The following is a 13759-nucleotide window of genomic DNA, read 5'->3' as shown; positions in this document are numbered from 1 at the left end:
GCTTCATGGCACACACTCTTTTTGCATGGCGCACGATTAAGATACTATGGCATTATTTTTGAAACCTGCGGGCAGCATGGATCGCAGCCAGCATACTGGTGGGATTGGCTATTCCTTTCCCGGCAATATCAAATGCCGTTCCATGGTCTACAGAGGTACGTATGATGGACAAGCCCACGGTCATGTTCACTCCGTCGTCAAAGGCGAGAAGCTTTAAGGGGATATGCCCCTGGTCGTGATACATGGCGACCACGATATCATATTTTCCCTGATACATTTTTAAGAAAACCGTATCCGGCGGGATGGGGCCTTCCACCTGGATCCCATCGGCGGCACAGCAGCGGACAGCTGGCTCGATCTCATCGATCTCCTCCCTGCCGAAAATCCCATTTTCACCACTGTGTGGGTTCAGTCCAGCGACAGCAATCCGGGGAGAAGAATAGCCTGCCTGTTTTAAGGTTTCGTCTGCAAGACGGATCACTTCCTCTACGCGGGGTTTTTTGATACGGTTGCATGCCTCCCGCATGGCAACGTGTGTAGTTACATGGATGACCTTCATCTTATCACTCCACAAGAGCATGGCATATCGTCCGGTCCCTGCAAAATCATTGAAGATCTCCGTATGACCATCGTAGAGATGACCGGCAAGGTGAAGGGCCTCTTTATTCAGTGGAGCGGTCACTACCGCGTCAATTTTTTTGGAAATGGCCCAGTCTATGGCTGTTTTAACATAGACAAACGCAGCATGTCCGCAGACAGAGGATACCTGACCGATATTGAATTTTTCCATAGAGACAGGTTCCGGATCTACAACATTGATGCAGTTGGGATCAAAATCTTCAATGGCTTTTATCTCTTTAATCTGGTAACCGTAACCCAACAGATGGTTATAATACTCCGTCACAGCCCTGCTTCCGAAAATGATCCCGTTTTTTCTGCACTCTGCATCGGTATGCATGGCTTTCAGTACAATTTCAGCCCCGACGCCTGCCGGGTCGCCCATGGTTATTCCCAAATATCCCATAATATCAAACCTCCTTAAGTCGCTGTATACATTGTATGATCGTATCCCTGGTTCCAAAGGCACCGGCCTTTGTAACAATCGGAAGTCCATGAAAAGTGCCGCCGTTGATCAGCATCAGGGGGACTCCGGTTGTGATCTCCTGTTTGATCGTAGAACCAAATGCGCCGGAAAGATGGATCAATCCGATCGCAGTGTCGCCTCCGGTAAGGAACAGACCGCCCAGGGAAGTATGCGTTCCCACAAAGAGAATGATCTTAGCCAGAATTTCCTGTGTAAAACGGCTTACATCTTCCTTAGTCATGTGGCAGATGTCTTGACCGACCTGTATGGCATTTTCATAATCGGCACGATCGTAGGCGGTGGCAATAACCACATCGCGACCTTGCTGCAGCAGGTCAATGGTTTTTTGTGCGTAAGATTCCCAGGAAGACCCATTTAATATGCAGGCAATATCTATGGATATTACAGGGTAATTTTGTTTTTCACATTCCAGGACCTGTTCTCTGGAGACGTCACTGATACTTCCCACAGCAGCCAGAACAGGATGGCGTTTGACGGTCTGCTTTAACAGACTCCCGGCAATTCCTGCGCTTCCGGCCCATAATACTTTTTTATCCCATTTCAGGACCATAGAGACCAGCATATCCAGATCTTCTCTGGTTTCAATATCAAAGCAGTAAATATGGGCTTTGTCGGACGACAGCTGTCCACAACGCAGTTCTTCCAGCCCACAGGAATAAACAGGGGAGGAGAAGCAGGTTTTCAGCATGACTGACAGAGAATCGTTGGTCACAGGCTTGATAGGGTCCCGTGCGATCTCTGTCTCGTGGATCGGGACGCCGTTCAGCATATGGATGCCATTTTTTGTAGTACGTCCGATTTCCGGGAATGCAGGTGCAAAAATGATTAAGTCGGGCTGCAGTATTTCGTCCGCAGCTTTCAATTCTTCTGCCACATTTCCCCGGAGCGTGGAGTCCAGTTTCTTCATGATATGGTCAAAAGGAAAATCTTTGGCATATTCTAATTGAGTACGCACCTTTTCCTTTGCCAGTCCGCTGTCAATATTCCTGGATTCCGTATCAAGGACATAGGAAGAACCGTCTGTCCGGATTCCTTTTGCATCCAGTACCACATGAGTTGTAATGCCCTGTTTGGCAATCTGGACTCCGGAATCATTTGCTCCGGTAAAATCGTCTGCAATGATAAAAAATGTCTTGTTCATGATGTCACCTGGTCAACTTTCATATTTTTGATCACGTAAAGGCCATATAATGCAAATCCGAGATCATTGGGATGCAGAAAACCGTCTTTATAAAATGCAGGACTGTGGGGGATTGTCGGTCTCCCGTCAATCACATGAAACTGTTGTCTGGAGGCTTCTTTTACGATCATATCCTGTATTTCAGAAGCTTTTTTTAAGAAGGAAGGATCGTCATCCCACTCTTTCCTCCATACGGGGGTAATGACGTGGACAGTCTTGCCGGGGTAGATGGATCTCAGTTTTTCCAAATAACCGGAGGTTTTTGCAGAGATCTCTCCGACGCTGGCGTTACTGGCTGCGTCATTGGTACCATAGGCTACGGTGATGATGTCCGGGTCATAGGGCAGTTCTTCATCTAAAGAGTCCGGATCATAATAAAATCCACCGATGCCAAGGTTTAAGATCTGGGCGTTGTAATGGCGTTTTACGATATTGGTATAGGTAATGGAGGGAGATACTGCTTCCATACCCTGTGTGATGGAACAGCCCAGGGCGAGATATTTTCTTGCAGGAGCCTGTACAGGATGGTAATCTCCCAGATCAAAGTCTGTAAAATGGGTGTCTGCTGTAGCAGGCATGTAGATAACGATCCTGGTCTGTCCGGCATTTCTCTTTTTATAGCGGAAGCGGGCTTTTAAGGCGCGGTCTTCAAAATGTACGGTTTCCATAAAAATATCATTTTCATAAACATCGAAGGTGATCCAGTCTCTTGCAAAGCAGGTGAAGAAAAAGGTAAAGCCGATCTCTTCCTGTGATGTGCAAAATTCCATAGTGATTCCGGCGGTCTGGACTGCACGCTCCGGGAACTGTGCAACTCCGGTAGACTCATAAAACCGGAACAGTTTATCGGTAAAGCGGACGGGGAAATAGATATCATTTTCTACTATAACGTCAAGGCAGTTATGAAATATATTCTTAAGATCGCTCATAGCCTATTCCTCCGTTTCTTTTACCCTGCCGTTTTTCTTTGCAAGGAAAGAGGTGATGACCGGGCAGAGCACGGCAGTCACGATCACGGATGCGGCAACCTGTGCGGTGGCTGCAGGAACAAAGGGAGCCAGGGATGCATCACTCATGGCAAGAGCTTCCGGAGTGGCAACTGCGTTGCCGGCAGTGGTCCCGACTGCAGCGGCGGCAGGATTCCGTTTCTTTCCATAGACCCGTGAAGCAAAGTAGGCAGCCAGCCCGGTGATCAGGGTGACGCTTACGCCCAGGATCAGTCCAGGGATACCGGCGCTGATAATGGTCTTGAAGTCAAGTGAGGCTCCCAAAGGGAATGCAAAGAAAGGAATCAGGATGGAGGACTGGGAGGAAAAGAAATTCCTGCAGTCTTCGTCCAGGTTACCAAGAATAAAGCCAATGATCAGGGGGACGATACAGGCCACCAGGGACATGAACGGGATATTGGCAAGCCCGGTTGCACCGAAAGCCACCATGGTTAAAAACGGGCCGTCGTTGATGGCCAGGACAGACAGAGCGCCAACGTCGCTGGAATCCCCGTATTCTCCGGCCAGAGCGGCATAGAGTCCGCCGTTTGAATTGGTCATGGCGGCGATGATGGCAAGCGGCGTGATCCCGATGATTCCGGCGGGACCAAATATGGTGCTGACACCCCATCCGATGAATGCTCCGAGAATGAATTTCACCAGAGTCAGAACAGCCCCTTTATACAGAGGTTTGCCTGCCTGTCTCACATTGATCATGGCGCCGTTGCACAGCATGAATAAACCGATCAGGGCAGACGCGCCATTTTTAAACAGAGCAGTGGTAAATCCCCCAATTTCCAATGCCTGTGGTGCGAATGTGTTGATCGTGGCTCCTAATAACAGCGGAACGACCATCATGCCTCCGGGAACCTTTTGGACAGTTTTTAAAATCTTCATAAAATAGCTTCTCCTTTCTATTCATTGGTTGATACTTAATAATAAAGCAAAAACCATGCCAACCTAAAATGAATGGAAACAGGACATAAACTATAAAATTATGAGATAGCCAGTTGAAGTTTGAAACAAAAGAAGGATGCAAAATACAACACAGATGTTTATTACAACGTTGTGTTGATCTCCTTCAGTTTTCGCCATAAGGTGGTGCGGTTGATCTTCAGGATATCACAGGTTTTTGCAACAGAGTTCTCTTCCTGGTTCCAGATCTTTTGTATATATTGTGTTTCAACCTCTTTTAATGACAGGGTATAGGAATCCTGCGGATCGAATGAGGGCGTCTGGGGTGCGGCCTCCAGACGGCTCAGATCCAGGTTTAACTCGTCTTCTGTAATGGTGCGGGTCTCTGTCAGGATCACGGCACGTTCTATCATTCCACGCAGTTCACGGACATTTCCTCTGAAATCATACTGGGCAAGATAGTGGAGGGCGGCCGGGGAGATACGAAAAACATCTTTACCGTATTTTTCAGCAAAATGTTTGACAAACATCTCGGCAAGGATTTTTACGTCTTCACGCCGTTCATTCAGTTTGGGTATAGTCAGGCGCAGGGTATTGATGCGGTAAAGCAGGTCCTGCCGGAAGGCGCCTTCTTTTACCATCTGGTTCAGGTTTTTATTGGTGGCGCAGATGATCCTGATGTCAAGAGGCGTAACCTTGCTGTCACCAATACGGATCACCTCGCGTTCCTGTAATACCCGGAGCAGCTGACCCTGCACATCCAGAGGCAGTTCACTGATCTCATCTAAAAATATGGTGCCGCGGTGGGCAAGCTCAAACATGCCTTCCTTGCCGCCTTTTCGTGCACCTGTGAAAGCGCCCTCGGCGTAGCCGAACAGTTCACTTTCTATCAGGGATTTTGACAGGGCTGCACAGTTTACGGCGACAAACGGTTTGTTTTTCCGTGCGCTGGCGTTGTGGATGCTCTGTGCAAAAAGTTCTTTTCCAACACCGGATTCGCCTTCTATCAGGATAGAAGAGTCATACTGACTGTATTTCTGTGCGATCTCAATACAGCGGCTCATGATATTGCTCTGGTGGATGATGGAATGGAACGTGTACTTGGCCCGGAAGCCTTTTTGGAAAAGCTGGGAGCGGATCTTCGTCTCGTAAGTCTGCAGCTTTTTATATCCTGAAATGCCACGATAGACCCGGTATAGGATCCTCGGATAACTATGGGAATACTGCTGAAGGTTACCTTGAATTGTCCGATCTCGCGGATCTCATCGATGATCAGGGTTTCTTCTTTTACAGCTGCAAGAATGGATTCTCCATATTCCAGTTCATCCAGCTTTTTTCCAATGACCCGTTCCTTCGAGATGCCAAGGATTTCTTCCGCAGCTTTATTGCAGGCGCGGATGGCTCCTGTTTCATCCGTGGCAATGACGCCTTCATGGACGTTGTCCATCAGAGCGCGGTAGCGGCGGTTCTGCTCCAATATCTCTTTACTGTAGGTAAGCGATTCCTGGGCCTGTTCGATGATCATCTTGACGGAATCGATGCTGCTCTCGATCATATAGCATTCATAGCCCAGTTTTTTGCACTCGCGGTTCACGATCGTGTCACCGATAAAGGATTTGATACCCTCTGCGGCGCAGGCACGGATCTTATCTTCCACGGGTTCCAGATCATTTATGGAAATGGAGCGCAGTTGGATTCCTTTGAGTTCAGACAAGATGTCATAACCGTAAATAATATTGTAGTAACCAATGATGGCAATCTCCTCGTTGCGGTTCAGTACGTGTTTTAAGCTGTTCATAATATCCAGCGCGCTGATCTTCAGCTCATAAATGTTGGCGTCCTTTACCTGCTCATGGATCATGGTGTAGGTGCCGCCTCTGGAAATCAAAATATCCGTGCCGGATTCCAACGCCCGGTATGCCTGTTCAACTCCGCCCTCCAGATCACCCAGAACCACAGAGACATTGCTGTAACGCACATCGGCAGAAATCATTTCCTGGACCATATTGTATAGTTGGATGTATGGGGCGATAAAACATATTTCTTTCATGGGTGTTATCCTCCCTTTTTCTGTGACTTCCCAGGGTTTATAAATTTCATTATACTACCAAATATGGTACGTGAGAATACTGATTTTCTGGTTGGTGTACAGAATGTTTTGTATGCTGTGGAATGTGGGGGAAAGATTAACGTTGAACAGAAAAAGGGAATACGAATCCAACACTGGATACCGTACTGAAATTATTGCGATCTCTGGGAAAGACTCTTTATATTGGTCCAATGAAAAAATGATAGACAGATTCGCTTTAGTATGCTAATATGGTAACGTGTCGCGGGTGAGGCAGGAAAGCCGGGAAACCGCGAAAAAGAGGAGGAAGAATATTATGAAAAAAAGAGCGATGAGTTTATTGATGGCAGGAACGATGGCGCTGAGCCTTGCAGGCTGCGGCGGTGGTGCGGATGCGGCCACAGCGGCAAAAGAGACCACGGCAGCAGTATCTGCGGCGGCAGACAGTACTGCAGCAGAGGATGCGTCAGATAAAACAGAAGCAGCCAGTGAAGCAGAGGCTTCTGATACCGCGGCAGGCGGAACCTTTACCGTAGGGTTTGACCAGGATTTCCCGCCGATGGGATTTAAGGGAGATGACGGAGAATATACCGGTTTTGATCTGGCTCTGGCAGAGGAAGTGGCAACGCGTCTGGGACTGGAATTTGTGCCGCAGCCGATCGCATGGGATGCAAAGGATATGGAATTGAGTTCCGGGACCATTGACTGTATCTGGAACGGTTTTACCATGAATGGACGTGAGGATGCCTACACCTGGAGTGAGCCGTATATGGACAACAGCCAGGTATTCGTAGTAGCCGCAGATTCAGGCATTGCGGGCTTTGAGGACCTGGCGGGTAAAGTAGTTGAGGTTCAGGCTGATTCTTCCGCTGAGGCGGCTTTAAAAGACAATACAGAGCTGGCAGGGACCTTTGGTACCCTTCAGACAACACCTGACTACAATACGGCATTTATGGATCTGGAGATGGGCGCTGTGGACGCCATTGCCATGGATGTGATCGTTGCAGGCTATCAGATCGAGCAGAGGGGAGAGGATGACAAATATGTGATCCTGGAGGACACTCTGGCTTCCGAGGAATACGGGATCGGCTTTAAGCTTGGCAATGAGGACTTGAGGAATAAGGTTCAGAGCACTTTGGAGGAGATGGCTGCGGACGGTACATTAGAGAAGATCTCCACAGAATGGTTCGGCCGCGACGTTACGACGATCGGGAAATAATAAACACAGGAAAAAGATAAGGAAACACGGAAAAAGGAGCAGGGATTATGCAGATTGGTACGATGATAGCACAGCTGGCAGAGGGCATGTTCGTCAGCATACAGATATTTTTGGTGACATTGATATTTTCCCTGCCTCTTGGACTGGTTGTGGCTTTTGGAAGGATGTCAAAGAATAAGCTGCTTCAGGGGATCGTGAAGGCGTATATTTCGATTATGCGCGGCACGCCTCTGATGCTCCAGCTCATGGTGGTTTATTTTGGGCCTTACTATCTGTTCGGCATCCGGATCAAGAATAACAACTACCGCCTGTGGGCTGCGTTCATAGGCTTTGTGATCAACTATGCGGCTTATTTTGCGGAGATATACCGCGGCGGTATCCAGTCGATGCCTGCGGGACAGTATGAAGCGGCTAAAATGCTGGGCTACAGCAAGCCGCAGACTTTTTTCAGGATCATTCTGCCCCAGGTGATCAAGCGGATCCTGCCTTCTATCACCAATGAGGTGATCACTCTGGTCAAGGATACGTCCCTGGCCTTCACCATCAGTGTTCTGGAGATGTTTACCATAGCAAAAGCGCTGGCGTCTTCACAGACCAGCATGATGCCGTTCGTGGCGGCGGGGCTGTTCTATTACATCTTCAACCTGCTTGTGGCAGTGGGGATGGAGCATGCCGAGAAGAAGCTTTCTTACTATCAGTAAATTGGGAGGAATATGATGAATCTACTGGAAATGAATCATGTAAAAAAGTCCTTTGGCGGACTTGCAGTCATCCAGGATATTTCTCTCCATGTGGAAGAGGGAGAGATCGTATCGGTCATTGGCCCGTCCGGTTCCGGCAAGTCCACGCTGCTAAGATGTGCAACCATGCTGGAGACCATGGACAGCGGGGAACTGATCTACCTGGGAGAGCGGGCGGCATGGAATAATGAGCAGGAACAGACGGTTTATGCACCGAAGCAGAAGCTTCGGAAGATTCAGGAGAATTATGGGCTTGTTTTTCAGAATTTTAACCTGTTCCCACATTTTTCTGTTTTAAAGAATATTATGGATGCACCGGTTACCGTTCAGAAGCGTGACCGGGAGGAGGTGCGCCAGAGCGCTATGGAGCTGCTTAAGAAGATGGGGCTGGAGGACAGGGCGGACGCCTATCCATGTCAGTTATCAGGCGGGCAGTGCCAGCGTGTGGCGATCGCAAGAGCGCTGGCGTTAAATCCCAAGATCCTGTTTTTTGACGAACCGACCTCGGCGCTGGACCCGGAATTGACCGGGGAAGTATTAAAGGTCATCAAGTCCCTGGCGGACCTTCATATTGCTATGGTGATCGTGACGCATGAGATGGCATTTGCCAGGGATATTTCCGACCGGGTGATCTTTATGGCAGATGGTGTGATCGTGGAGGAAGGGACTCCGGATATGGTGTTTTCCTCCAACAATGAGCGGACCAGGAGTTTTCTTGGGCGTTACGGAGCCATGCTGGGCGGCTGAGTCCTGTATCTACGGAACGATAATGGTTTTACATCATAGACATGGGCAGGCGGCCGGTATCGGTCATTTGCCCATGTCTTCTTTTGCCAGACGGATAAATTCATCCATTTCTTTTGTTTTCCATTTATCTTTATGATAGAAGATCTGCCGGTACATGGAGGTGTGAAAATCTTCCACATCCAGTATTGCGAGCTGATCCTGTCCGGCGCTCTCTTCCACGGCAAAGCGGGGCAGGAGGGAAAGGCCGCGGTTTTCCTGTATCATTTTTATGATAAATTCTGTATTGCTGATCTCTAAGAAGGGAGAGAGGATCATCTCTTTGGAAGCAAGATACTGGTCCAGGGCGCGGCGGTAATTGGCATTTTTCTCCGTCAGGAAAAACGGCTCGCTCAACAGCTCTTCCAGATGAAGATGTTTCCTGTCCGATAGGGGAAAACTCGTTGAAGAGACAAAGACCACTTCTTCCCTGCATTCCATTGCCTTATGCCAGTTATTGTTATAGCGCGGTTCATCCAGGATGTAGATCAGGTCAAGCTGGTTGTGTTCCATCATCTCGATCAGTTCCTCCGGGGATGCAGTGGTGACGCGGACCGCAACCTTTGGATGATGTTCCCGGAAATAATGAAGGATGGGCGGAAATTTGGAAAAGCAAAGGGATTCTATGGTGCCAATATGGAGCGGATTGGTCAGTTCTGATTCATCTTCAAGGGACAGTTTCGCTCTGTTGACCTCATTGAGGATATTGTAAGCGTAGGTGAGGAAGTGCTGTCCCTGGGCAGTCAGGGAGATCCGTTTCCCCAGACGGTCAAACAGGCGGGTGTTCAGTTCTTCCTCCAGGAGGCGGATCTGTACGGTCACTGCGGACTGCGAGTAACCCAGATCCGCGGCGGCCTGAGAAAAGCTCTCCATCTGAACGATTTTGACAAAGGTGATAAGCTGGCGGATCTCCATAAAATACTCTCCTCATTCGTATAGACTCTGTTAGTTCATAATTCAAATTCCTATGAAAAATATTCAATCATGTTATAAAATACTTGAATTGGATTTATGTATAATGACATGATACAATACATTCAGAAAGGCGTCAAGTGTTCACGCGGGGAGGCTTTTTCTCTGTTATGCAGGTTGGAAAACAGGGAATACTCTTTAGGAGATGCTGCGCCCAACGAGGATGCGTCAGAAGAATGATTATGAAACATCACAGGAGGATTGTCATGGCATTTATCAGTGTTTTTGATGTTTTGGGACCGAATATGATCGGGCCTTCCAGTTCCCATACGGCTGGTGCGTGTGTGATCGCGTATCTTGCCCAGAAAATGATAAACGGGCCGCTCAAGAAGGTGGAATTTACGCTGTATGGTTCTTTTGCAAAAACTTACCGGGGACACGGTACAGACCGGGCGCTTCTGGGCGGCATCATGGGATTTTCTACAGACGATATCAGGATCCGTGATTCTTTCCAGATTGCAAAGGAGCAGGGGCTGGAATTTGCTTTTACGGTAAATGAGGAGGAGACAGAGATCCACCCGAATACGGTGGATATCAGGATGACCAATGAGGCCGGACAGGTTATGACCGTGCGGGGTGAGTCCCTGGGCGGCGGCAAGGTCCGGATCGTGCGGATCAACAAGGTCAAGGTGGACTTTACAGGGGAGTACAGCGCTGCGATCGTGATCCATCAGGACAAGCCTGGCGTGGTAGCGCATATCACAAGATGCTTGAGCGACCGGAACGTAAATATCGCGTTTATGAGACTGTTCCGGGAGGCGAAAGGGTATACGGCGTATACGATCGTGGAGTCGGATGACCGGCTGCCGGTGGATGTGGCTGAAAGGCTTAAGGAAAACCCCAATGTACATGATGTGATGATCGTTCAGAATTAGAGTGGATGACAGGAAGAATGTTTCTGTACGATAAGGAGAGAAGATTATGGATTTTAAGAATGCCAGAGAACTTATAAAGGTCTGCAGCGAGAATCAGTTGAAAATATCAGAGGTCATGAGACTGAGGGAATGTGAGTTGGCGGAGACTACGGCTGATAAGATTGAATGCCGGATGGAGCGCGTACTTGAGATCATGAAGGAATCCGCCGTCACACCAATAAAAAATCCGGGTAGATCCATGGGAGGATTGATCGGCGGCGAGGCGAAGAAGCTGAGTGTACATCACAGTGAGGGAAAAGATATCTGTGGTACTGTGCTGGGCAGGGGAATCGCCTATGCGATGGCTGTGCTGGAGGTCAATTCCTCCATGGGCCTGATCGTGGCGGCGCCTACAGCCGGGTCGTCGGGGATCGTACCGGGGCTTTTGCTGGCTCTTCAGAAGGAATATGATATTGCGGATAAGAATGTGATCGACGCTCTGTTTAATGCAGGCGCGATCGGTTATCTCGCCATGCGCAATGCGACGGTGGCGGGGGCGGTAGGCGGCTGCCAGGCAGAGGTGGGCGTGGCTTCCGCCATGGCTGCTTCAGCGGCAGTGGAGCTGATGGGAGGCACCCCGCAGCAGAGTCTGGATGCTGCCTCTACGGTCCTGATGAACATGCTTGGTCTGGTCTGTGATCCGGTTGGCGGCCTTGTGGAGTATCCATGCCAGAACCGCAACGCGGCAGGCGTAGCCAATGCGCTGATCGCGGCGGAGATGGCATTGGCAGGTATTCCTCAGCTGATCCCATTTGATGAGATGATGAATACCATGTATTCGGTAGGGAAAAAGCTTCCAGCTGAACTGCGGGAAACTGCGCTGGGGGGCTGTGCGGCAACACCTACGGGATGCCAGTTCTGTCCGATGGGAGGTTAAAAAAGGAGCTGGAAGCGGCACTGTCAATATGCCGCTTCCAGCTCCTTGATCTTTTTATACAGCCAGTCATTGACCGGAACAGCCAGTCCGTGTTTTGATGCGAGGTTTTTTACGGTACCGGAGAACATCTCTACCTCTGTGAGCCGGTGCGAGATGGCGTCCTGGCGCATGGATGGCATACCTTCCGGGGAAAGTGTGCGGATCAGTTCAATATAAGAGTCCAGATCAGCTTCCGTCAGGTGGATTCCTTCCAGGTTTGCCAGCGCAATGACTTCGCGCATGGCGCCTGCCATGGTATCGAAAGCTTTGCCGGGAGCGAGAGAACCGCCGTAATTGGTTTCAAATGCCATGCAGGTCTGATTGACGCCTACGTTCAGCATGAATTTGCCCCAGAGCCGGTAGAGTATGTCGTCTTCTACGGTGTATAAAATCCCGCACTGGTCGAGAAAATGGGTCAGTTCGTTTAACCGTGCCTGTGAGGATGTGTTGTCCGGATTCCTGATCCCGATCCGCAGTTCGCCGGGCTTTGAATAGGTCAGATCCCCGCCGAATTTTACAGCATCCATACCCTGGGCGATGCAGGGGATCACTTTTTCGGAGCCGAACCGGTCACCGATGATCTCTTCACTGGTGATCCCATTCATAACGGAAATAATGGTGGTGTCAGGCCCTACGCAGCCAGACATGGTATCCAGTGCAGAGGCCAGCGCATTGTATTTGACAGCGACGATGACCAGATCGGCAGGTTTGCTGTCTGAGCGGTCGGTCAGCGGGAACTGGATGGGCTGGCCGTTGACTGTGAAAGCCATATTTTTATACTTTTCCATCCGGTCGGATTCTGCAACGAAGGCGACGGCCTGCGGCCCGGCGGCTGAGAGGATTTTGTCTGCATACAGCATACCAAGCGCGCCCATACCGATGATGGCGGTGGATTTTATTTCTTTCATGTGGAAAACTCCTTTCTGTTTTGGGATTGTTGTGGATCGTAGCTGTGAATCATAACCGTGAATCATTCTGCACAGGCGGTTTAATCTGCGGCATTCATCTCCAGCCGCGAATAGTAGATGACTCCGCCCAGGATCACTGCGCCTCCCACCAACTGGAGCACGCCGGGGATCTCATGGAACAGGGCTGCGGCAAACAGAGCGGCGACGACCGGCTCGCACAGTTTGGAGGCAGATACAAAGGCCGGGGAGAGGAACTTTAAGCACCAGCTGAAGATACTGTGTCCCAGGATCGTGGAGAAGACAGCCAGCAGCAGACCGACTATGATCCCGCTGCTTCCATAGCCTGTCAGGGAGAGCCCCTGCATGGCGGTGATGGCGATCAGGGTGACAGCCGAGCACAGATATACAATGTAGGTATAAATGGTCGTGGATGTGGTGGTGCGCGCCACCCTGCCGATCAGGGTGTAGACAGCCACAGCCATGGCGGCCAGCAGCGCCAGGATATCTCCATAGAGATGATTGCCGCCGGAGGAGGAATCGGACCAGGCAATGATGATGCTTCCAAACAGCGTGACGGCGATAGCCAGGATGGATTTTGCCGAGAGGTGCCCGTGCATCACAAGGCAGAAGCCAAGCGCCACCCAGATGACCTCTGTGCAGACGATCGTGGTGGAACTGGCGACAGAGGTGTGTTTTAGGGATTCAAACCAGATGGCAAAGTGCAGCGCCAGGAAAACACCGCTGACCCCGCAGAGCAGCACGGTTTTTCGATCCGTGGAAAACAGCTCTTCCCGGCGGTCTTTTTTAAGCAGCACCACCGGCGACATCAAGAGGACTGTCCAGAGCAGGCGGTACGCCGCCGTCACGACAGATGGAGCCTGAGAGTACTTTACAAAGATTGCCGACAAAGAGATGCCGATAATACCGATGACAATCATGATCATAGGGTGTTTTTCTAAATAGCGCATGGCGGGTCTCCAATGTATATTATTTTGTGGATCTTGTTGATGAATCTAATGAAATTTATATCACATGTGGAGGAAAACTGCAAAC

General features: G+C 49.7%; 14 protein-coding genes. 5 read left to right on the top strand and 9 right to left on the bottom strand.

Translation table 11 applies throughout. The features are described from left to right. Nucleotides 1-52 precede the first annotated feature (52 nt). The 6 genes from pdxA to AB1I67_RS04075 all read right to left on the bottom strand — a co-directional run bounded on the left by pdxA (nt 53) and on the right by AB1I67_RS04075 (nt 6236). Nucleotides 53-1024 (bottom strand): 4-hydroxythreonine-4-phosphate dehydrogenase PdxA, encoded by a 972-nt coding sequence (gene pdxA, locus AB1I67_RS04100; protein WP_367028554.1) that lies wholly within the window; start codon nt 1022-1024, stop codon nt 53-55. A gap of 4 nt (nt 1025-1028) precedes the next feature. Then, nucleotides 1029-2246 carry a four-carbon acid sugar kinase family protein gene (locus AB1I67_RS04095; RefSeq protein WP_367028553.1) on the bottom strand — a complete coding sequence of 406 codons (1218 nt, stop codon included), beginning with the start codon at nt 2244-2246 and terminating at the stop codon, nt 1029-1031. Continuing rightward, entirely contained in the window at nt 2243-3214 is a 972-nt protein-coding gene (locus AB1I67_RS04090) for an SGNH/GDSL hydrolase family protein (RefSeq protein ID WP_367028552.1), read from the bottom strand. The genes AB1I67_RS04095 and AB1I67_RS04090 overlap by 4 nt, the downstream gene beginning before the upstream one ends. A gap of 3 nt (nt 3215-3217) precedes the next feature. Further along, nucleotides 3218-4168, bottom strand: a complete 951-nt coding sequence (locus tag AB1I67_RS04085; protein WP_367028551.1) for a 2-keto-3-deoxygluconate permease — start codon at nt 4166-4168, stop codon at nt 3218-3220. Between the two features lie 161 nt (nt 4169-4329). Next, nucleotides 4330-5250 (bottom strand): sigma 54-interacting transcriptional regulator, encoded by a 921-nt coding sequence (locus tag AB1I67_RS04080; RefSeq protein WP_367028550.1) that lies wholly within the window; start codon nt 5248-5250, stop codon nt 4330-4332. Continuing rightward, nucleotides 5247-6236: a PrpR N-terminal domain-containing protein gene (locus AB1I67_RS04075; RefSeq protein ID WP_367028549.1), complete on the bottom strand. Its 990-nt coding sequence runs from the start codon at nt 6234-6236 to the stop codon at nt 5247-5249. The genes AB1I67_RS04080 and AB1I67_RS04075 overlap by 4 nt, the downstream gene beginning before the upstream one ends. 334 nt (nt 6237-6570) lie before the next feature. Here AB1I67_RS04075 and AB1I67_RS04070 point away from each other — a divergent pair, with 334 nt between their 5' ends. The 3 genes from AB1I67_RS04070 to AB1I67_RS04060 are packed head-to-tail and all read left to right on the top strand — an operon-like array spanning nt 6571 to nt 8960. Continuing rightward, nucleotides 6571-7473, top strand: coding sequence for an amino acid ABC transporter substrate-binding protein (locus AB1I67_RS04070; protein WP_367028548.1), 903 nt, complete (start codon nt 6571-6573; stop codon nt 7471-7473). 47 nt (nt 7474-7520) lie between these two features. Beyond that, nucleotides 7521-8174, top strand: coding sequence for an amino acid ABC transporter permease (locus tag AB1I67_RS04065; RefSeq protein WP_367028547.1), 654 nt, complete (start codon nt 7521-7523; stop codon nt 8172-8174). A gap of 15 nt (nt 8175-8189) precedes the next feature. Continuing rightward, complete coding sequence (locus tag AB1I67_RS04060; RefSeq protein ID WP_367029147.1) at nt 8190-8960, top strand: amino acid ABC transporter ATP-binding protein; 771 nt, start codon at nt 8190-8192, stop codon at nt 8958-8960. Between the two features lie 63 nt (nt 8961-9023). Here AB1I67_RS04060 and AB1I67_RS04055 read toward each other — a convergent pair whose 3' ends face one another. Next, a complete protein-coding gene (locus AB1I67_RS04055; protein WP_367028546.1) occupies nt 9024-9911 on the bottom strand; it encodes a LysR family transcriptional regulator in 888 nt (295 codons plus the stop codon). A 263-nt stretch (nt 9912-10174) separates the two neighbouring features. On the opposite strand from AB1I67_RS04055, the gene sdaAB reads away from it, so the two are divergent. Both sdaAB and sdaAA read left to right on the top strand, forming a co-directional pair. Beyond that, nucleotides 10175-10843, top strand: a complete 669-nt coding sequence (gene sdaAB / locus AB1I67_RS04050; protein ID WP_367028545.1) for an L-serine ammonia-lyase, iron-sulfur-dependent subunit beta — start codon at nt 10175-10177, stop codon at nt 10841-10843. Nucleotides 10844-10889: 46 nt separating this feature from the next. Then, nucleotides 10890-11759, top strand: a complete 870-nt coding sequence (gene sdaAA, locus AB1I67_RS04045; RefSeq protein WP_367028544.1) for an L-serine ammonia-lyase, iron-sulfur-dependent, subunit alpha — start codon at nt 10890-10892, stop codon at nt 11757-11759. 23 nt (nt 11760-11782) lie between these two features. On the opposite strand, the gene AB1I67_RS04040 is transcribed toward sdaAA, so the two are convergent. Continuing rightward, a complete protein-coding gene (locus AB1I67_RS04040; protein ID WP_367028543.1) occupies nt 11783-12706 on the bottom strand; it encodes a 2-dehydropantoate 2-reductase in 924 nt (307 codons plus the stop codon). 80 nt (nt 12707-12786) lie between these two features. Next, nucleotides 12787-13674: a DMT family transporter gene (locus AB1I67_RS04035; RefSeq protein ID WP_367028542.1), complete on the bottom strand. Its 888-nt coding sequence runs from the start codon at nt 13672-13674 to the stop codon at nt 12787-12789. Between the last annotated feature and the right edge of the window lie 85 nt (nt 13675-13759).

The sequence above is a fragment of the Clostridium sp. AN503 genome (genome assembly GCF_040719375.1).
In the GTDB taxonomy this organism is placed as follows: domain Bacteria; phylum Bacillota; class Clostridia; order Lachnospirales; family Lachnospiraceae; genus Brotaphodocola.
This window is presented reverse-complemented; position numbering and strand designations above follow the sequence as displayed.